The organism is Cryobacterium sandaracinum (assembly GCF_004403415.1).
Taxonomy (GTDB): domain Bacteria; phylum Actinomycetota; class Actinomycetes; order Actinomycetales; family Microbacteriaceae; genus Cryobacterium; species Cryobacterium sandaracinum.
In genome coordinates this window covers 1-19456 of record NZ_SOGO01000041.1, presented here as the reverse complement: position 1 = coordinate 19456, position 19456 = coordinate 1, and the positions used below count along the sequence as shown (strand labels likewise).

The 19456-nt window shown below is 66.8% G+C and carries 13 protein-coding genes, 2 tRNA genes and 1 pseudogene; 8 read left to right on the top strand and 8 right to left on the bottom strand.

The features are described 5' to 3' along the window. Positions 1 to 121 precede the first annotated feature (121 nt). The 3 genes from E3T25_RS14980 to E3T25_RS14970 all read right to left on the bottom strand — a co-directional run bounded on the left by E3T25_RS14980 (position 122) and on the right by E3T25_RS14970 (position 6467). A complete protein-coding gene (locus E3T25_RS14980) occupies positions 122 to 3637 on the bottom strand; it encodes a hypothetical protein (protein ID WP_134375159.1) in 3516 nt (1171 codons plus the stop codon). A gap of 205 nt (positions 3638 to 3842) precedes the next feature. Beyond that, positions 3843 to 4523, bottom strand: coding sequence for an NAD(P)H-binding protein (locus E3T25_RS14975; protein WP_134375157.1), 681 nt, complete (start codon positions 4521 to 4523; stop codon positions 3843 to 3845). A gap of 165 nt (positions 4524 to 4688) precedes the next feature. After that, positions 4689 to 6467, bottom strand: a complete 1779-nt coding sequence (locus E3T25_RS14970; RefSeq protein WP_233191231.1) for an MDR family MFS transporter — start codon at positions 6465 to 6467, stop codon at positions 4689 to 4691. A gap of 149 nt (positions 6468 to 6616) precedes the next feature. On the opposite strand from E3T25_RS14970, the gene E3T25_RS14965 reads away from it, so the two are divergent. Together E3T25_RS14965 and E3T25_RS14960 are read left to right on the top strand one after the other, a co-directional pair. Beyond that, positions 6617 to 7417, top strand: a complete 801-nt coding sequence (locus tag E3T25_RS14965; protein WP_241973016.1) for a M15 family metallopeptidase — start codon at positions 6617 to 6619, stop codon at positions 7415 to 7417. A gap of 154 nt (positions 7418 to 7571) precedes the next feature. Further along, a complete protein-coding gene (locus E3T25_RS14960; protein ID WP_134375155.1) occupies positions 7572 to 8282 on the top strand; it encodes an amidase domain-containing protein in 711 nt (236 codons plus the stop codon). 83 nt (positions 8283 to 8365) lie between these two features. Here E3T25_RS14960 and pgm read toward each other — a convergent pair whose 3' ends face one another. Beyond that, complete coding sequence (gene pgm / locus E3T25_RS14955; RefSeq protein WP_104099899.1) at positions 8366 to 9982, bottom strand: phosphoglucomutase (alpha-D-glucose-1,6-bisphosphate-dependent); 1617 nt, start codon at positions 9980 to 9982, stop codon at positions 8366 to 8368. Positions 9983 to 10018: 36 nt separating this feature from the next. Between pgm and pheA the strand changes: the two genes are divergently transcribed. After that, positions 10019 to 10960 (top strand): prephenate dehydratase, encoded by a 942-nt coding sequence (gene pheA / locus E3T25_RS14950; RefSeq protein ID WP_104099898.1) that lies wholly within the window; start codon positions 10019 to 10021, stop codon positions 10958 to 10960. Positions 10961 to 10990: 30 nt separating this feature from the next. Here the strand turns inward: pheA and E3T25_RS14945 are convergent, their stop codons facing one another. Beyond that, positions 10991 to 11986 carry a diacylglycerol/lipid kinase family protein gene (locus E3T25_RS14945; protein WP_134375153.1) on the bottom strand — a complete coding sequence of 332 codons (996 nt, stop codon included), beginning with the start codon at positions 11984 to 11986 and terminating at the stop codon, positions 10991 to 10993. A 48-nt stretch (positions 11987 to 12034) separates the two neighbouring features. Here E3T25_RS14945 and serS point away from each other — a divergent pair, with 48 nt between their 5' ends. From serS to E3T25_RS14920, 5 genes are all read left to right on the top strand, one after another. Beyond that, positions 12035 to 13303 carry a serine--tRNA ligase gene (gene serS, locus E3T25_RS14940; RefSeq protein ID WP_104099896.1) on the top strand — a complete coding sequence of 423 codons (1269 nt, stop codon included), beginning with the start codon at positions 12035 to 12037 and terminating at the stop codon, positions 13301 to 13303. After that, on the top strand, positions 13300 to 14112 hold the full coding sequence (locus tag E3T25_RS14935) for an HAD family hydrolase (protein ID WP_134375151.1): 813 nt from the start codon (positions 13300 to 13302) through the stop codon (positions 14110 to 14112). The genes serS and E3T25_RS14935 overlap by 4 nt, the downstream gene beginning before the upstream one ends. Positions 14113 to 14233: 121 nt before the next feature. Then, positions 14234 to 14318, top strand: a tRNA-Ser gene (locus E3T25_RS14930). Positions 14319 to 14359: 41 nt separating this feature from the next. Beyond that, a complete protein-coding gene (locus E3T25_RS14925; protein WP_134375149.1) occupies positions 14360 to 15604 on the top strand; it encodes an LCP family protein in 1245 nt (414 codons plus the stop codon). 89 nt (positions 15605 to 15693) lie between these two features. Further along, positions 15694 to 15784: transfer RNA gene (locus E3T25_RS14920), tRNA-Ser, on the top strand. Between the two features lie 566 nt (positions 15785 to 16350). Here the strand turns inward: E3T25_RS14920 and E3T25_RS14915 are convergent. The 3 genes and pseudogenes from E3T25_RS14915 to E3T25_RS14905 all read right to left on the bottom strand — a co-directional run. Further along, a complete protein-coding gene (locus E3T25_RS14915) occupies positions 16351 to 18090 on the bottom strand; it encodes an FAD-binding protein (RefSeq protein WP_134375147.1) in 1740 nt (579 codons plus the stop codon). Between the two features lie 60 nt (positions 18091 to 18150). Then, positions 18151 to 18566 (bottom strand): annotated as a pseudogene (locus tag E3T25_RS14910) (hypothetical protein); the annotation flags it as partial. Positions 18567 to 19106: 540 nt separating this feature from the next. After that, a partial coding sequence (locus tag E3T25_RS14905; RefSeq protein WP_134375145.1) for an HNH endonuclease signature motif containing protein occupies positions 19107 to 19456 on the bottom strand: 350 nt, incomplete at its 5' end.

Below are 19456 nucleotides of genomic sequence, written 5' to 3'. Positions count from 1 at the left end.
TGCTGATGGGTGGATGCAAGGTCGCTCTCATTGTGCCGTGAGAGCGCTCTCACGTGGTGGTGCTTACGTTAGTGCGCGCATCGATGGTTTGTCAAGAGAGCGCTCTCTCCTGGCTCGGCGGTCAGAGTCCGTCTTGGTCCGGTACGGTCACCGTGAGGGAGCGCACCCGGCCGTCGCGGCGGAAGACGCTCGCGCTCACGTCGGCGTCGAGCGTGCCGCCGGGACCGGGCACCTGGGCGCCGTCGGCGAGGTGTGCGACCATCTCGAGCGGGCCGCCGCGGTGGAACACGACCGGGACCTGACAGAACGTGAACGCGAGCGTGTCCGCGGGTAGCTCGACGCTGTGCTGCTCGCCGAGAACATCCCGGTAGGCGAACGTGCCGGGAGCCGTGGTCCACTCGCCGGCCCGCAGCAGGGTGGGCCGCAAACGGATGCGACCGTCTTCGACCCGCAGGCCGAGCTCGCCCAGGCGGGTGAGCACCTCCTCTTTGACCTGCCCGGTCATCCCCGGCTGCCGGGCGCCCTGGCCGGCGGGCGTGTGCGAGTAAGGATCGGTGGGGAACGCACCGTAGGTGAGCGGATCCTTGCGGTAGCCGATGCCGGCACGCACGTCCTCGTACGCCGCCATCAGCCCCTGGATCGAAGTTTCATCCGCCTGCTCGGCGACGGCCCGGTCGAGTGTCTCCTGCACCGCGAGCAGCAGCTTCGCGACCATGTGCCAGTAGATGCTGCCGAGGCCCTCGTAGGCGAAGAACGAGCCGGAGCGCCCGGTGAATTCCGCATGCCGGAAGACTTCCTCGAAGATGGTGAGCAGTTCGGCCCGGTCCTGTTCCACGGCGCCCTGCAGCGTCGGGTCGACGCTGAGCCGGTCGAGCGCCTCCGAAACGCCCCTGGCGTTTCGGATGTGGGCGGCGAAGTGCAGGTCGCCCTGAACATCCCGCACAACAATGCTGCGGTCGCCGGCAGCGATGAGGCGCAGGGCGAGAGGGCAGTCGGCGGCCCGTGCCGCACTGAAGGTGTTGCGGGCGAGAAAGGACGAAAGGTCCTTGTCGGGATAGAGGATGTAGCTGTGCTGGTCGGCGCGGTACAGCCGGCTCGTGCGCAGGGCACCGAGCAGGTCCAGCGTCTCTTCCGGGCCGAGCAGGCCGGAGGAAAGGATGGCGACCTGGCCCTCGAGCATCTCCGCGAGCCGTCGCACATCGGCCCCATTGTCTCCGAACTCCAGCACGTTGTAGGAGTGCACGAGCCCGTCGTCCCGCCGGTTGGCATGCAGGCCGGACTCGATGAAGCGCCGAGCCAGATCGAGCAGCTCGGCGACGTCTCCCGCGGCGACCGCCGACCGCTCCCCACCGAACCCGGCGTAGACCCGCTCGCGATAGGCGGTCCCTGCCTCGCCCAGGCCGTCCATCACGGCCCGGCGGCGAGTGGAATCGAACCCGACGGCCAGGCCGTCCGCATGCTCGAAGAGCACGTCGCGCACCGCGGTGAGCAGTCCGGCGAGCTCGCTCGAGAGCTCGACGTCGACCGTCAGGAGGTCCTGCACGAAGACGAGGTAGCGGCGCAGATAGGCGAGGGTGACCACCGACAGGCCACGGCCGACGAGCGCGTTGTTGGCGTCGTTCCATTCCGGGCGCTGGGTCGTCATCCAGATGCCGCCGTCCGGCACCAGATTGACGAGCTTGGCCAGCAGGAGCAGCAGCACCTTCTCGGCCAGCGTTACCCGCACGAGGTCGCCGTCGGCACCGTGCACGAGCCGACCGTCCGAGCCCTCCTCGGCGACCCGCCGCGTGATCGTGCGCTGCCGCTCGTCGTCGAAGGTGATGGTGTTGTACGGGTCCGTGAGGATGTCCGCATAGGCGGCGATCCGGTACGGCACGTCGGCGTGGGTGAAGGCCGCCCGGTTGATGAGCGCGTCGAGGCGCCCCGGGTGGAAGCGGCGGGAGGTCTCGAGCAACTTGAGCAGGTAGATGATCTGGTGGTCGCTCCAGTAACCGATGTTGGCCCAGGGGTCTTCGGGCTCGGGGACCTCCCAGTCGATGCCCTCGCGAGAGATCCGGTACGGGTTGTAGCCGTCGGCGGTCGTGGCGTCAAGGAAAATCGTGACCATCGACTCCACGTATTCGGGGAATGACCAGGCCAGCGCCTCCCAGTTCTGGAAGATGTCCCGCCAGTTGCCTTGGTATTCCAGGCGACGGATGCCACTCTCGTCTTTCAGAACGATCCGGAACTGATTCCACGGCCGGCTCGGATCGCCGTGCCGGCGGCTGAACGTGAGCGGCAGGTATTCCGTGGCGAGGCGCCACAGGTCTACGTCGCCGTGCTCCTGGGCGATGGCGATGAGTTCGTCGGCGCGCAGCCGCTCGGGCAGCGCCGCCAGCACGCCGGCGCAGCGCTGGGCGGTCGACTGACTCCGCTGAATGATGAACGCCCGCACGTCGCTCAACTCCACCGTGTAGCCCTCGGCGGGAACGCCGCCGCGCATCGTGTTGAAAAGCACGTTGGCGGTGTGGTGGATGGTCGCGAGCTCGTCGCCGCTGTGCTGGGCGGCGTCGGTGGCCGCGAGGATCGTCTCCAGGTCGGACCGGGTGCCGACGATGTCGGCCGCGAGCTCCTCGGCGAGCCCGGCGGGATCTCGCAGCTTCTCGCGCAGGGCGACGACATCGGCCGCGTCCTGGTTGACGTCGGCGACGATCTGCCAGCGCTGCGTGCTTCCGGGGGCCAGCGTGATCCGCGCGTGCACGAGGTAAGCGCCGCGCTGGCCGCGGACATCCGTCTCGGCGGTGATGCCCCGGCCCCGGGCGAAGGCAGCCACCTGGCTGATCGAGAGCAGGTGCTCGGCGTTGCCTAGCCCTACCTGCCAGGCCACGTTGGCCTGCAGCGACTCGCTGGGCTCAGCGAGGTCGGAGAGCGTCGCGTTCAGCGTCAGCAGCCCGAGGCCCGTAGAAGAGTCGAGTTCGGCCCGCTTGTAGGCGTCCAGCAGCACGCTCAGCTCGTTCTGCGTCTTCTTGAGGGCTCCGGCGGGAAGGATGTTCGCCAGGCCGTCGAGGAGGTCGACGTCGAGCGTTTCGCCGAGCTGCTCGCCGGTGAGCTTCTGGTCGGTGAGCGAGGTCAGGGCGCAGCTGCGCACGACGCCGAAGCGGGCACTCGTCTGCCAGGTCACGCGCAGGCGCAGGCCGAGATCCGGGCGGGTCTCCTCGAAGACCAGGGTCGTGCCGAGGGCGTCCTTGTACAGCGTGCGCTGCACGGCCTGATCGCCGGGACGCACCTCCGCGAACGGCTGCCAGTGAATCCCGGTCCCGTCGGGGCGTCGAACGAGCAGCACGCTGAGCCCACCGGTTCGGCCGCCGCTCTCGGTGACCTTGTCGTCGGTGTAATACGGGAACAGGGCCCGATCGGCGTCGACCCGTCCTGCCGTCAGGCCGCCCGTGCTCGAGATGAAGAGCCAGACGTTGCTCGCGCCGACGAGGGTCATGAAGAACGGCGGCATCTGGTCGTAGGCCTCGATCCGGTAGAACCGGCGCCCGTCCAGATCGACCGGTCCGCCCCGGACGGTGCCCTCCGCAGGGTCAGTGCCATCTGCGGGGTCGAACGGGATCTCGCCCCGGCCGGTGGGCTGAATGATGGTCTCGAGGGGCATGCGATCCTCCATTGGATTCACTCCGGCGGATGTTCCGGCCGGCGAAGGCTCCACCATCTCACTGATGAGAGCGCTCTCACAGACTGCCAGACATCTATCGCGCATTCAAGCGCCGGCCCCCCGCGGTGTTGTGCGGAGGGCCGGCGCTGGGTCGGCTGAAGGTGCACCGGGTCGACCGGCGGGGGCCCGCCTGGCGGCCGAAGCCTTAGGCGAACGCGGCTACGGCGACAGCGACGGGTTCGTCGCCGGAGACCAGGTGCAGCACCCGGCGCTCGGCGGCGCCGGTCTCGATGAGTGCGGCCAGCACGGCCGCGACGTCCGCGCGGGGCACAGTCGCGCGATCTTCCGGCAGGCCGGGGCCGGCCGGGTTCAGGCGCACCAGTCCGGTTCCTGCGTCGTCGACGAGGCCGCCGGGGCGAACGATCGTCCAAGCCAGGGGCCGAGCGATCAGGTCTTCCTCGGCCGCCAGTTTGGCCTGCAGGTAGCCCAGGAAGTCCGCCGGTACATCCGCCGGGGTCTGACCGTCCCGCACCTTCTCGGTGCCGGTCGACGAGATCTGGATGAAGCGCGCCACGCCGGCGGACTCAGCCGCGTCGGCCAGTCGCACGGAGCCGCCGAAGTCGACGGCCTGACGGCGCTCCTCGCTGCCGTCGGCTCCGGCGCCCGCGGCGAACACCGCGACGTCGGCACCGGCCAAGAGGTGCGCCGCCTCGGCCGATGAGGTTTTTTCGAGGTCGAACACCACCGGAACGGCTCCGTCAGCGACGAGGTCCGCCCTCTGTTCCTCCGTGCGGATCAGCCCGAGGACCTCGTGGCCGTTCTTCGTGAGCTCCCGCGTGAGCTGCCGGGCGATTTTTCCATGTCCACCTGCAATAACAATGCGCATTACCAATACAACGCCCCGACGGCCCCCACAATTCCCCAACGCCCGGACCGGGCCATCCGTGACTGCGCGCCCTGTGCGCATTCGACGGAGATTTTGCCACAAAGTGACGATTTGAGGCCTAAATGGGGCGGTAGGAGCAAAATCTCCGTCGAATTCGTTCGGGTGCTAGCGGGGCTGGGTGCGGGCCTCGCGCTCGAACTCGTCGACGTCGATCCCCGGCTCGACCAGGGCGCCCATCCTGTCGGCGGCCCGCTGCGCGTCCCGGGTCAGCTCGGCCTGCGCGGTCAGCTCGGCCGCGTTCTCGTCCGCGGCCTCCTGCAGGGCGGAGGTGTTGCGCAGCGGCGGCGCCGTGAGGAAGAAGCTCAGTACGAATGCGACCAGCACGACGGCCAGGCTCACCCAGAAGACGGTGACGGATGCGTCGTTGAAGCCGACGAGGAACGGCTCTGCGAGCCGCGGGTCGGCCGTGTTGAGGAACGAGGTGTCGCCGTCGAGGGCGCCGCCCACGCTGCCCGGGTTGGCCAACAGGGCCAGGATGCCGGTGTTCGCCGGGTCGGCCTGCACGGCCGGGTCCGTTGCAGCGTCCCTGACCCCGGAGACGATGGTCGGGTTGTCGAAGGCCGCGCCGATCGTGTCGGGGATGCGGGTGAACAGCACCGAAAAGAGCACGGCGGTGCCGAGCGTGCCGCCGATCTGGCGGAAAAACGTCGCGGCGGATGTGGCCACGCCGATATCCCGAGGGCCGACCGAATTCTGGCTGGCGATGGTGAGCGTCTGCATCAGCTGGCCGAGGCCGAGGCCGATCAGGAGCATCCCGGCCATCATGAATCCGACCGGCTTGTCGGCGGTGGCGAATGTGAAGAGCAGGAAGCCTGCCGACATGAAGGCAGTGCCGATGGTGGGGAAAACCTTGTAGCGGCCGGTACGGGCGATCAGCTGGCCGCTCACAATGGAGGAGATCATCAGGCCCGCGATCATCGGCAGCATCAGGAACCCGCTCTCCGTCGGGGTGGCCCCGTTCACGAGCTGCAGGTAGAGCGGCACCGTCATCATGGCGCCGAACATGCCGAAGCCGACGAAGACGCCCAGGATGGTCGCCATCCTGAACGTGGACGAACGGAACAGTTTCAGCGGGATGAGCGCGTCGTCGCCCATCAGCCGCTCGGCGAGGATGAAGGCCGCGATGCTGAAGAGTCCGATCACGTAGCAGGCGATCGAGGGGATCGAACCCCAGCCCCAGGTGCGGCCCTGCTCGGCCACGAGCAGCAGCGGCGCGGCTGCAAGGATCACGGTCACCGCTCCCCACCAGTCGATGCGAACGGGCCGGGCGAAGTGGGGAACGTGTAGAAACTTCAGCACGATTGCGAGGGCGATGATGCCGATCGGGAGGTTGATCAGGAAGACCCACCGCCAGCCCGTGATTCCGAGGATCGTGTCCGAGCCCGACAGGACGCCGCCGATGAGCGGGCCGATCACGCTGGAGACCCCGAAGACGGCCAGGAAGTACCCCTGGTATTTCGCCCGCTCCCGGGGTGCCAGCATGTCGCCCATGATCGTCAGGGGGAGAGCCATCAGGCCGCCGGCGCCGAGCCCCTGGATGGCCCGGAAGATCGCGAGCTCGTACATCGAGTTCGCCAGGCCGGCCAGGAGCGAGCCGATGAGGAAGATCGTGATCGCGATCAGGAACAGCGGGCGGCGCCCGAAAATGTCGCTGAGTTTGCCGTAGATCGGCGTGCTGATGCACGACACGATCAGGTAGGCGGTCGTCACCCAGGCCTGCAGCGCCATGCCGTCGAGGTCGTCGGCGATGGTGCGCATCGATGTTCCGACAATGGTCTGATCGAGGGCGGAGAGGAACATTCCGGCCATCAGTCCGAAGATGACGAAGAGAATCTGCCGGTGGGACATCAGCGGCGGGGCGGCGAGAGCGGGAGAAGTTTGCATTGTGCGCAAAGTTACACGATGGGCAAACAATCTTCAAGCGCCTGCGGGCCGTCGGAGGCTGGGGGAACCCGCTCCGGTCTAGGCTCAGCATCGTGTGGGCAGATCGGGCAGTGGGGGTCGCGCATCCGTTACGGCGGAGGCGTATCGTCGTGCTGTCCATCGTCATCTCTGTACTCGCCGCCGGTGCGGTGGCGGCCGGAGCCCTGACCGGGGAAACCGCGCCGCCCGTCGTCGGTTCCGCCGTCGCTCCGACGCTGATTGCCCGTGTCGAACCGAGCGCCACCCCCACCCCGCCTCGTTCCGCCCCGACAGGTTCCCCGGAGCCGGCCGTGATGCCTACCTTTGACCGTTCCGCGCGCTCACTCGACGACCCGGCCAGCCTCTGGGTCGTCGTTGACAAGACCCGCCCGCTGAACCCCACCGACTACGCCCCGACCGACCTTGTCGACGTCCCGGTGGCTCACGTCTGGAGCCCGCAACTTCGCCGGGAGGCGTCGGACGCAACCGTGGCCCTGTTCTCCGCGTTCGAGGCGGAGACCGGGCTGAAGCTGCAGTCCCACAGCGCCTACCGGAGCTTCGCGGCCCAGGTGATGGTCTACGACGCGGATGTCGCCGCGAACGGACAGGCGTTCGCCGACACCAGCACGGCCCGGCCGGGAAACAGCGAGCACCAGACCGGCCTGGCCATCGACATCAGCGCACTGCCCCGGATCTGTTCGCTGGATGCCTGCTTCGGCGACACCCCACAGGGGCAGTGGCTTGCCGGGAATGCCTGGCGTTTCGGGTTCCTGCTGCGCTACCCGGCCGATAAGGTGGCCATCACCGGCTACGGCTACGAGCCCTGGCACTTCCGCTACATCGGAACGGAACTGGCCACGGAGATGCACGCCACCGGAACCGCTACCCTCGAGGAGTTCTTCGGGCTCCCGGCGGCTCCCGGCTACCACTGATCTCGTTCCCCAATCCCGTTTCCTGATCGGCGCAGGGCCGGTGTGTCGTCCACCCGGGCATTTCCCGGATAAGTGTGATTATCTGGGAACCGTCCCCCGAACAGGGCGTGTCTGCCACACACCCCGGTGGCACCTCGAACGAAGAGAGAAATCTGTGGTTCTGACCCGACGTTTCCGCATCGTCGCTGCCGTACTCGTTCTGGGCGGCCTCGTGGCCGGAACGGCCGCCGTGGCCGGGATGACTGGGGATGAACCCGTCGTCTCGGCGACTCCGACCCCGGCTGCTGACTCCACGCAAACGGCGCCGAAGGCCGATGCGGCCGCGTCTGACGCGACGGCCACAGATCGGGTCGCCCCCGCGGAGGCCGCAGAGCCGGTTCCCATCGACGCCCAGGTGCAGGCGCAGGTGAGTTACATGCTCGCCCACTGGACCGACTACAACACGGATGGCTACGGCGTCATCACCGACAACGACTGCGTCAATTTCACCAGCCAATCCCTGATTGAGCGGGGCTGGACCATGGACGACCAGTGGTACGCAGAGGGAATCGGCTCCGACTTCGACACCTCGTCACCGTGGATCAGCTCAACCGCGTTCCGGGACTACGTCGTGCAGTCCGGCCGCGCCACCGCCCTGACGGATGACCAGCGCGACCAGGTCAAGCTCGGCGACGTCGCCCAGTTCGACTGGGACAACTCCGGGGACCGCGACCACACCGGGGTCGTCACCCGGATCGAGGGGTCGGGCGACGACATCCAGATCTACTATGCCGGCCACACCGACGACACCGACTTCCGGTCGGTTGACTACGCGATCACCGAGAAGCACCCGGGCGCCACGGCGTACTACTGGAGCATTCCCTAAGTACCGAAGCACTCCCTACCGCTGATCTCCGGTCCCGACAGGCTCGACCGCCGCGGTGGTCAAGCCGGTCCGGATCAGACGCGTCAGGCGATGGCGCCGTCGACGATGGCCTTGGCCTCGATCTGCACCTGCTTCAGGTGTTCCGGGCCAGTGAAGGACTCGGCGTAGATCTTGTAAACGTCCTCGGTGCCACTCGGCCGGGCCGCGAACCAGGCGTTCTCGGTGACGACCTTGACGCCGCCGATTGCCGCACCGTTGCCGGGAGCGTGACTCAGCTTGGCGATGATCTTCTCGCCGGCGAGTTCGGTGGCAGTGATGGCGGCTCCGTCGAGCTTGGACAGCTGCGCCTTCTGGGCGGGCGTCGCGGCCGCGTCCACGCGAGCGTAGGCCGGGTCGCCGAAGTGCTCGGCCAGCTCGGCGTAGCGTTGGCTGGGCGTCTTGCCGGTCACGGCGAGAATCTCCGAGGCGAGCAGGGCCAGCAGGATGCCGTCTTTATCGGTGGTCCAGACGGTTCCGTCGAAGCGCACGAAGCTGGCGCCGGCGCTCTCCTCGCCGCCGAAGGCGACCGAGCCGTCGATCAGGCCCGGAACGAACCACTTGAATCCGACCGGCACCTCCCAGAGGTCGCGGCCGAGGAAACCCGCGACGCGGTCGATCATGGTGGAGGAGACGAGCGTCTTGCCGATCGCGGCATCCGCCCGCCAGCCTTCGCGGTGGCTGTACAGGTAGTCGATGGCCACGGCCAGGAAGTGGTTCGGGTTCATCAGCCCGCCGTCGGGGGTGACGATACCGTGCCGGTCGGCGTCGGCGTCGTTGCCGGTGACGATGTCGAACTCGTCCTTGTGGGCGGCGACGGATGCCATCACGGACGGGCTCGACGGATCCATCCGGATCTTGCCGTCCCAGTCCAGGGTCATGAAGCGCCAGGTGGGGTCGACGTGGGGGTTGATCACGGTCAGGTTGAGCTCGTAGCGGTCGCGAATCGCACCCCAGTAGCCCACGCTCGCGCCGCCGAGCGGGTCGGCTCCGATACGAATGCCGCTGGCCTTGATGGCGGCCATGTCGATGATGTTCTCAAGGTCATTCACGTACCCACCGCGGAAGTCGTAGGTCTCGACCGCGCTGGGCTCGCTCTTTTTGACATCATTGAGCCCGGCGGCGATGAGTTCGTTGGCCCGGGCGGCGATCCACGAGGTGGCGTCGCTGTCGGCCGGTCCGCCGTGCGGTGGGTTGTATTTGAAGCCGCCGTCGGAGGGCGGGTTGTGGCTCGGGGTGACCACGATCCCATCGGCCTCGTCGCTGTTCCCGGCCCGGTTGTAGGCCAGGATCGCGTGCGAGAGGGCCGGAGTAGGCACATAGTCGTCGAACTCGTCGACCAGCACGCGCACGCCGTTCGCGACGAGCACTTCGAGGGCGGTCGTATAGGCTGGCGCGCTCAGGGCGTGCGGGTCGGTGCCGATGAAGAGCGGCCCGGTGATGCCCTGCATGGCGCGGAATTCAACGATCGCCTGCGTGGTCGCGATGATGTGGTCTTCATTGAAGGCCGTGTTGAGGGAGCTCCCTCGGTGACCGGAGGTGCCGAAGGCCACTCGCTGGCCTGGCACCGTGACATCCGGTTTCAGGTCGTAGTACGCCTTCACCAGCGCTTCGACATCGACAAGGTCAGATTCCAGGGCCGCTGTGCCCGCGCGTTCGTTCATGGTGTCCAGTCTTGCACTGCAACTAGGCTGATCTGCATGTCCGAGTCGCGCAATGTCAGCTACAGCTTCCTTGGGCCGACGGGCACCTTCACCGAGGCAGCCCTCACCCAGGTCGTCGAAGCCCAGGGCAAGCCGTGGCGGGCCGTGAACAATGTCGGCGAGGCGTTCGACGACGTCGTGTCCGGCCGCAGTGTGGCCGCGATGATCGCGATCGAGAACTCCGTCGACGGTGGCGTGTCCGCCACGCAGGATGCCCTCGCGAGCGTGCCCGACCTGCGCATCATCGGCGAGTACCTGGTTCCGGTGAACTTCGTCCTGGTGGCTCGCCCGGGCACCGCGCTGGCCGATGTGAAGATCGTCAACGCGCATCCGGTCGCCTATGCGCAGTGCCGCCGCTGGCTGGAATCCAATCTGCCGCACCACGGCCACCTTCCGGCGTCGAGCAACGTGGCCGCCGCCGCGTCGCTGGTCGAATCAGGGCAGGCGGATGCTGCCATCGCCCCGCCCGGCATCGAGAAGCACCACGATGTGGTCGTGCTCGCCCGCAGTATCGGCGACAACGCCAACGCGGTCACCCGCTTCGTGCTCGTCAGCCGAACCACCACCGTGCCGCCCCGCACTGGCGCCGACAAGACCAGCCTGATCGTGGAGCTGCCCGAAGACCGCTCAGGCGCCCTGCTCGAGATGCTCGAGCAGTTCGCCACCCGGGGCGTCAACCTCAGCCTGATCCAGTCGCGCCCCATCGGCGACGCCCTGGGGCGCTACCGGTTCGTGATCGATGCCGACGGTCATATCCACGACGAACGCGTGGCCGACGCGCTGCTCGGCCTGCGCCGGTTCAGCCCCCAGGTGATCTTCCTCGGCTCGTACCCGCGGGCCGACAAGCAGCCGATCGAGTTCACCTCGCGCTACAACGACAACGTTTTCATCGGTGCGCGCGCCTGGCTGCGCGGCCTGCTCGGCGAGCCCGCGGTCTGACGGTCCCACCAGCCCAGTCCAGCCCGGCCCTCAGGCTGCGACGGGAACCCGCAGGACGAGGGCGGCAGGGTCGGTGCGCAGGGACACCGAGCGCACCGGGCCGAGCGCGTCGCCGTCCACCTCGAACTCCTGCGCCTCGACCAGCACGATCCGGATATCGGCTGCGTGCAGCGTCGTCATCACCCGTGCAGTGGTCGATTCGGTTCGCTCGATGATGCGACGCCCGGCCGCCGAGCGGCGCAGAACGCCGTTCTCCCACGTCACCCGGCGCCAGATTGTGAGCCAGCCGAGCACACCCTTGGGCTGCAGCATGGCGATGTCGAGGATGCCGTCGTCGAGGCGGGCATCCGGCAGAATCTGGATATTTCCCGGCAGCAGGCCGCAATTGCCGATCAGGATGGTGCTCACGTGCGCCGGCCGGTGTGGGCGCCCGTTCAGGCTGTACCGGATCTGGAACGGCTTGACCCGGGGGAGCACGCGCGCCACGGCGTCGACGTAGGCCAGCCAGCCCACCGCCCGCTTCAGTTCGGGCCGCGTGCTCACGACCATCTGGGCGTCGATGCCGATGCCCGCCATCACGAGGAAGACGTGGTCGGACAGGGCGCCGTCGTCGGTGCGCACGGATGCCACACCCACGTCGATCGGCTTGTTTCCGCCCGTGAAGGCAACCATGGTGGCCTCGTCAAGGTTCGACAGCGGCAGGCCCAGGTTGCGGGCCAGCAGATTGCCGGTGCCGAGGGGCACGATGGCCAGGGGCACACCGGAGCCACGGAGCACGTCGGCGATCGCGCGAATCGTGCCGTCGCCGCCCGCCACGAGCACCAGGGACGCACCCTTCGCCAGGGCGAGCCGGGCGGCTTGCCTGCCGGCGTCGTCCGCGGCGGTCGGGAGCCAGAGCGAGCCGGCCCAGTCCGACGCGGTCTCCGCGCGGGTCACGCTCGCCCGCAGGCGGTCCAGGTCGACTTTGGTGGGGTTGTAGATGATTGCCGCCCGCCGAACAACTGTCGGTTGATCGGGAGTATCCACGCGGTAAGGCTAGCAAGGTGCCGGACCATGCGCTTGTAGACTGATTCGGTGATTGATCCTGTGCTGCTGCGAGAGAATCCTGACCTCATCAAGCGTTCGCAGAAAGCGCGCGGTGCGTCGGTCGAGGCGGTCGACGACGCGCTCGCCGCCGACGCGGAGCGTCGCGCCACTATCCGGGCGTTCGAGGCGCTGCGTGCCGCCCAGAACCAGTTCGGCAAGCAAGTGGCCTCCGCGCCTCCCGCGGAGAAGAAGGCCCTCGTCGCCCAGGCACAGAGCCTCGCTGCCGACGTCAAGTCCGCCGCGGCCGCCTCGAGCGAGGCCGAGGCGCTGTTCACCGCGGTCGTGCGCACCCTCGCGAACCCCGTCATCGACGGCGTACCGGCCGGTGGTGAAGAGAACTTCGTCACCCTCCGCACCCATGGCGCCGTGCCCGCCTTCGACTTCGAGCCGCGCGACCACCTCGAGCTGGGCGAACTGCTCGGCGCCATCGACATGGCCCGAGGGGCCAAAGTGTCCGGCGCCCGGTTCTACTTCCTGCGCGGCATCGGTGCCCGCCTCGAGATCGCGCTGATGAACATGGCGCTCGACCGGGCGCTGGCGGCCGGCTTCATCCCCCTGATCACGCCCACCCTGGTGCGGCCCGAGATCATGGACGGCACCGGGTTCCTCGGCGAGCACGCCGACGAGGTCTACTTCCTCCCCGCCGACGACCTCTACCTCACCGGCACCAGCGAGGTCGCGCTCGCCGGCTACCACTCGGACGAGATCCTGGACCTGTCCGGCGGACCGCTCCGCTACGCCGGCTGGTCCACCTGCTACCGGCGCGAGGCCGGTTCGGGCGGCAAGGACACCCGCGGCATCATCCGGGTGCACCAGTTCAACAAGCTGGAGATGTTCACCTACGTGCTGCCGGAGAATGCCGAGGCCGAGCACGACCGCCTCGTCGCCCTGCAGGAGGACATGCTCCAGGCGCTCGGCCTCAGCTACCGCGTCATCGACGTGGCCGCCGGCGACCTCGGCTCCAGCGCCGCCCGCAAGTTCGACATCGAGGCGTGGGTCCCCACCCAGAACGCCTACCGCGAACTGACCAGCACGAGCAACTGCACGACCTACCAGGCGCGCCGGCTCGATATCCGTTACCGCACCGAGTCGGGCAAGACCACGCCGGTCGCAACCCTCAACGGCACCCTGGCGACGACCCGCTGGATTGTGGCCCTGCTCGAAACGCACCAACAGGCGGATGGCTCGGTACTCATACCCGAGGCGCTGCGCCCATGGCTGGGCGGCCTCGACGTCATTCGGCCGGTGGGCGCATGACGACGCCGACGGATGCCCCCTGGCTGGTGGCCCTCGACATCGACGGCACCACCATGCACGAGAACGGCACGATCAGCGACGGCGTCCTCGACCAGGTGCGGCGGCTCGCCGCGGCCGGTCATGAGGTCATGCTCGCCACCGGGCGCTCGTCCGCCGCCACGCTCCCCGTGCTCGAGCGCCTGGACATCACCCCGCGCTTCGTGGTCTGCTCGAACGGTGCGATCACCCTGCACCGCGACCCGGCTTCCCCCACCGGGTACCGGCGCGAATGGGTCGAGACCTTCGATCCGACCGATGTGTTGATGCAGATCCGCTCGCACCTGGTCGGGGCCAGGTACGCCGTCGAAGACGAGCGCGGCTTCTACCGCTACACGGAGCCGTTCCCGGATGCCACGATCGGGCTGGATAGCGAGCACGTCGAGTTCGACGATCTGCTGCGCCAGGACGCCACCCGGGTGGTCGTCATCTCGCCTGACCACGACATGGAGGATTTTCTTCAGATCGTCGACCGGATGGGGCTGAACCGGGTGAGCTACGCGATCGGCTGGACTGCCTGGCTCGATATCGCCCCCGACGGCGTGAACAAGGCCACCGCCATGGAGCGGGTGCGCGCCGAGTTCGGGATTCCGCGGAGCCGCGTGATGGCCGTCGGCGACGGGCGCAACGACATCGAGATGCTGCAGTGGGCGTCGGTCCAGGGTCGGGGAGTGGCCATGGGGCAGGCTCCGCACGAGGTGCTCGCGGCGGCCGGCGAGATCACCGGTGCCGTTCACGAAGATGGGCTCGCGCTCGTTCTGAGCAGCCTGTAGGCGGTGCCCAGCCCGCTGCCAGCATCCTCTGGCACTGTGGTTAGTCTGCAAGCGGTTAGAATCGGTCGGTATTCGTTAGCCCGCGACCGCGTGTTCCACCAGCGCCGCGGGCAGCGAACCGGGAGGGCTGTCCGAGCGGCCGATGGAGCCAGTCTTGAAAACTGGTGGGCAGAGATGTCTCGTGGGTTCGAATCCCACGCCCTCCGCACCTCAATTCTCCACGGCCTGCACAAACGAAGGGACCTGAGTGAGCGACGAATTACGCCCCCGCTCGACACGATCGAAAAAACTCAGTACCATCGCCCGCCACGGCCGGCTGCGCCGCTCCAACCCGTTCGTGACCGTGGCCAAGGTGCTCGCCGCGTCACTGGCCGTGCTGCTCGTGAGTGGCGCATCCGTCGCCGCGATCGCGACCTACGATGTCGCGTCGAGTGTGCAGGAGAGCGTGCCCCTGGCCAACGAGACCGAGGGTCCCGCCCCCAAGATCGATGCGATCCCGGGCGGCGTGAACCTGCTGGTGGTCGGCAGTGACAGCCGAAAGGGTCAGGATGCCTCGTTCGGGCCGGAGGATTCCACCGGCGACCTCAACGATGTCACCATGCTGCTGCACATCTCCGAAGACCACACCAACGCCTCCGTGATCAGCTTCCCCCGGGACATGTATGTTCCCATCCCCGAGTGCCCGGACCCTGACGGCGGCACCTTCGACGCGATGAGCAGCCAGAAAATCAACACCACGCTCACCTACGGTGGCTTGGCTTGCACCGTGCTCACGGTCGAGAAGCTCACCGGTTTGAGCATCCCCTATGCGGCAGAGGTGCAGTTCGACGGCGTCATGGCCATGTCGACGGCCGTCGGCGGCGTGCCGGTCTGTGTCGCCGAAGACATCGAAGACGAGTACACGAACACCTACCTTCCGGCCGGAATGCACACGCTCGAGGGTCTGGAGGCGCTGCAGTTCCTGCGCACCCGCCACGGCGTCGGCGACGGCAGCGACCTGACGCGGATCAGCAACCAGCAGGTGTTCCTGTCCTCCCTCGTACGAACCGTGAAGAGTGCGTCCACACTCTCCGATCCCGTCAAGGTGTACTCGCTGGCCAAGGCCGTCACGGCCAACATGAACCTGTCCACGAGTCTCAACGACGTCTCCACCCTGGCGTCGATCGCCGTGGCCCTGAAGGACATCGACCTCAGCAAGGTGGTCTTCGTGCAGGCCCCGACCGGCAATGTTGACGGCGGCGTGGAACCGATCCAGCCGGACTTCGACGACCTGTTCACCGCCGTCGAAGATGACGACTCGCTCCAACTGGCCGGAGACCCGGCTGCGGAGGACCCGGCTGCGATCCCGGATCCCGATGCCACGACCGATCCGGCCGCACCGGTCCCGGATCCGGCCGCGACGCCCCCGACCGCAGTGCTTTCCGATTCAGTCCAGGGCCAGACCGCCGGAGACGTCACCTGCTCTGCAGGCCGGTCGCTCGAGGACCAGTAGTCTCCGGGCGGCGCCCGCAGTCCTCGGTTCGTGCGGATGCCGTCAGTACCGTTATGCTTGCCTACGTGGGTTTGCGCTGCAGACCCCAAGGAGACGTCGCATAGTACGGCTTAGTGCACCACCCTGCTAAGGTGGAGTACCCTTCACGGGGTACCGTGGGTTCAAATCCCACCGTCTCCGCGCTGAGGAGTTTACGTAATTCCGGCGATTAGTTTACGAAATTCCTGCGGCAACAAAAAACCGGCGATCGCATCGCCGGTTTTCTGCATTAAGGCGCCGATTCTGAGAGTGCTCGTCCCAAGACACGCTGCGATCTGGGCGTGGTCGGCGGTTAAACACCGCTTCGCCCTGTTTTTGGCAGGGCGAATCGGCTTTTAATGCAGGTAAGGGAATTGTTGACGACCGGACGGCTTAGCTGGGTGGTGACGGCGCTGTGTCGGTGGGTGGCGTCGCCGCAGTGATTTCAGCGCTGGAATAGTATGTGCTCGCGAAGGATTTGTTCTTCGTGGTGAGGGGCACTCGGGCGAGCTCGCTCTGGATGAACGTCAAAATCTTTCGGATATTGGCCGAGACGAGTGCGAGTGTCACGGCCAGCGACGCAAAGGCCTCCGGTCTTGTGAAGCGAGCACTTGAAGATCTTCACTTCACAACCGGAGGCCTTCTTCACGCCCGAAGCTCAGGGCGTGTCACCACACAACCCCAACCAACCTCTCTGGGCAGTACACCTAGTTGCGCTGGCCCTGCCGTTATTCGAGCAATTTGCCGGTCTGGCTGACGTTTTCCATCAGTGCCGCGATCTCGGCGGGAACCGGCGGGATCTGCTCATGGGCGATCGAGCCATCGGCTGACCACACCAGGTTCACCTGCAAGGCGGGGTCCATGTCCGGGTAATCGCTTCTGTTGTGAGCACCGCGGCTCTCCCGGCGCTCCAGAGCGCAGGCCAGGGTTGCTCGGGCGGCCATGAGGGAGGCGCGCAGGTCGAAGGCATGCGCGAGGCCGGAGAAGCCGGCGACATCCGGATGCACGCCGATTCGTTTCTGGCGATCGTCGAGTTCGTCCAGCTCGCGTAGGCCCTCGAGCAGCCCCGCCTCGTCGCGTACGACCCCACCGAAGTCGGTCATGGTGTTGCGGATGTCTCGCTGCAGGGCTCGCACATTCTCTTCTCCGTCCGAGGCAAGAGTGTCGGTCACCTCGCGTTCCGCGGCGTCGATTGCTTCTTGTGAGCGGTTCTGGGAGGTGATGCCTGCGCTGTATTCCGCTGCAGCCTGACCGACGATCCGGCCGAAGACGAGGAGCTCGATGAGCGAGTTTCCGCCCAGTCGATTTGCTCCGTGCAGCCCGCTGGAGGCCTCGCCGATCGCGTACATCCCCACGACATCGGTGGAGTGGTCGTCCGGTCGCACCCACACGCCGCCCATGGAATAGTGCGCGGTCGGGGCGATCTCGATGGCAGTGGTGGTGACATCCAGCACCTGCAGTTCCAGCATGGTCTGGTAGACGCGGGGCAGGCGCGTCATGATCGTCTCGCGGGGCAGGTGGGAGATGTCGAGCAGCACGCCGCCCTTCGCAGTGCCGCGTCCCTCCTTGATCTCGGTGTATGCGGCCAGCGCGACCCTGTCGCGGGTCGACAGCTCCATTCGCTCAGGGTCGTAGTTGGCCATGAACCGCTCGCCGAGTACGTTTCGCAGCACCCCGCCCTCGCCCCTGGCGGCCTCGCTGATCAGGGTGCCCGCGGCATTTTCCGGCTCGAGGATGCCACTCGGGTGGAACTGGACCAGCTCTGCGTCGCGCAGTCGACCGCCGGCATCCACCGCCAGCTTGAAGGAGTCGCCCGTGTTCTCGTCCCGCCGGCTGGAGGTGCGACGCCAGATGCGGTTATGTCCGCCAGCGGCGATGATGACCGCGTCTGCGATGATCGTCACCCGGCTGCCGTCGCGTAGATCAAAGCCGTACGCACCGAACACCACGTTGTCGCGCACCAAGATGCGGGTTATGTACACCGAATCCAGGATGGGAACCTCGAGCTGGGCGGCTCGGGCGACCAGGGTGCGCTGAATCTCGAGTCCCGTGTAGTCGCCGGCGAACGCGGTCCGACGGTACTTATGGGCTCCAAAATATCGCTGGCTGATACGACCATCAGCCTCGCGCGCGAACGGCATACCCCAGCGCTCGAGATCCTGGATGCCTCGGCCAGCGTTCTTCGTCACAATCTCGGCCGTGTGTGGGTTGGCGAGAAAGTAGCTCTCCTGAATGGTATCGGCTGCGTGCTGTTGCCAACTGTCTTCGGCATCCATCGTGGCCAAAGCCGCATTGATTCCGCCAGCCGCCAACGAGGTGTGTGCGTCGTTCTTGGGGCGTTTGCCGACGGCGAGAACGTCGACTCCGCGTTCGGAGAGTTCGATTGCGGCGCGCAGGCCGGAACCCCCGGTCCCGATGACGAGGACGGAGGTAGAAATGCGGCGACCAGTGACGGTGTTGTCTGGCATGAGAACGGCCTTTCCGGGCACGAAGACGGAGACGCACCGAGTGCAGCTCCCACGGTCAAGCTAGCTCGCGTTGCTGGACTTTTGCTCTAATTTGAGGACGACATAGGTGCAATGCCCAGGGAGGTTGGTTATGCGGCTGTGGGATGGTTCGTTTCCGGTTGCTGAGTGGAGTCTGTGGTGACTGTAGTAGTGCAGCCAGGGCTCCAAGGCTGCGCGGCGTTCGGTGTCTGAGGTGTAGAAGCGTCCGTAGGCCCAGCCGCCGCCCGTCGCAACACCCCGATGGCGGTGTCGGCTTTCTCGTCAGCGCAGATCTCCGCGTAGGCGACGCTGGAGTTGTCATCGATGACGGTATGCATGAACGAGGTGCCCAGCCGGGCCGTGCGGTTAGCTGCCCGAAGTCCGGCGCGCCGGGAAGTCGCCGCCCGGTTCGCGCCGCCCTGTTGGCGTCCGACGTAGCGGTGGCCGCCACCGTCGGGCGGAGCGATCCTGCATCCTTAGTACGCAGTGCTGGGAGAATCGGTCGGCCCACCGTTTCGCGTTCGGCTACGAGACCCGGAACATCTTCGCGGCTGACGAAACGCTCCATCCTTCGACGATGCTCAGACGAGCCAGCTGAAATGAGACTGCTTTACCTGTGCCCGTAAGACAGGATCATTACCGGCAACGCCTGCGGAATCTGCGGCTGCGTATGCCTTGCAATCCGCTGCTTCTTCCTCGGCGCAACCCACCGTTCGCTACATGGAGGGCCGGCATCGCTAGGACGGCGACCGGTCGGGCACTGAGATGGAATTAATTCGGCGATGTGATGGAATCGAAACTATTCGTCGCAGCTCCCTTTAGCTCTATGAGTGGCCTGTGGGAATTACGTAAACTACCCGCGCTTCTCGTTCCTCCGCATCCCGGTTTTTCTCACTGGGTGCGGGGGTTTTTCTGTCCCGGAACGCACCTGTGACTTGATTCCGGAGGCTCTAACCAACGTCCGTGTCTGGGCCATTTGGTGACCCGATCCCGAAAAATCACGCCAACGTTGGTGGAGCCTGTCGAGCCCCCAACCGGTTCCCTCCCCCAGGCCGCCAGGTGCGGGTGGGGTCGTAGCAGTAGGGTGCCCGGATTTGGGGTGTGCCCCGGATCATGCGGATGTTCCAGCCCGAGGTGTCGATGCTGTGGTGGTGGTACCAGCACAGGAGGACCCCGTTGTCGATCTCGGTTTTTCCGCCGCGGTGCCAGGGGATGACGTGGTGTACTTCGCACCAGGCGGCGGGCACGGTGCAGCCGGGGATGACGCAGCCGCCGTCGCGGGCGGCGATGGCGCGGCGTTGGGCCCGGTTGAAGAAACGATTCTCGGTGCTGAGGCTGAGCACCTTGT

Coding starts and splice junctions, on each gene's coding strand:
- E3T25_RS14980 (WP_134375159.1), bottom strand. CDS start 3,637: ATGCCCCTCGAGACCATCATTCAGCCCACCGGCCGGGGCGAGATCCCG.
- E3T25_RS14975 (WP_134375157.1), bottom strand. CDS start 4,523: ATGCGCATTGTTATTGCAGGTGGACATGGAAAAATCGCCCGGCAGCTC.
- E3T25_RS14970 (WP_233191231.1), bottom strand. CDS start 6,467: ATGCAAACTTCTCCCGCTCTCGCCGCCCCGCCGCTGATGTCCCACCGG.
- pgm (WP_104099899.1), bottom strand. CDS start 9,982: ATGAACGAACGCGCGGGCACAGCGGCCCTGGAATCTGACCTTGTCGAT.
- pheA (WP_104099898.1), top strand. CDS start 10,019: ATGTCCGAGTCGCGCAATGTCAGCTACAGCTTCCTTGGGCCGACGGGC.
- E3T25_RS14935 (WP_134375151.1), top strand. CDS start 13,300: ATGACGACGCCGACGGATGCCCCCTGGCTGGTGGCCCTCGACATCGAC.
- E3T25_RS14915 (WP_134375147.1), bottom strand. CDS start 18,090: ATGCCAGACAACACCGTCACTGGTCGCCGCATTTCTACCTCCGTCCTC.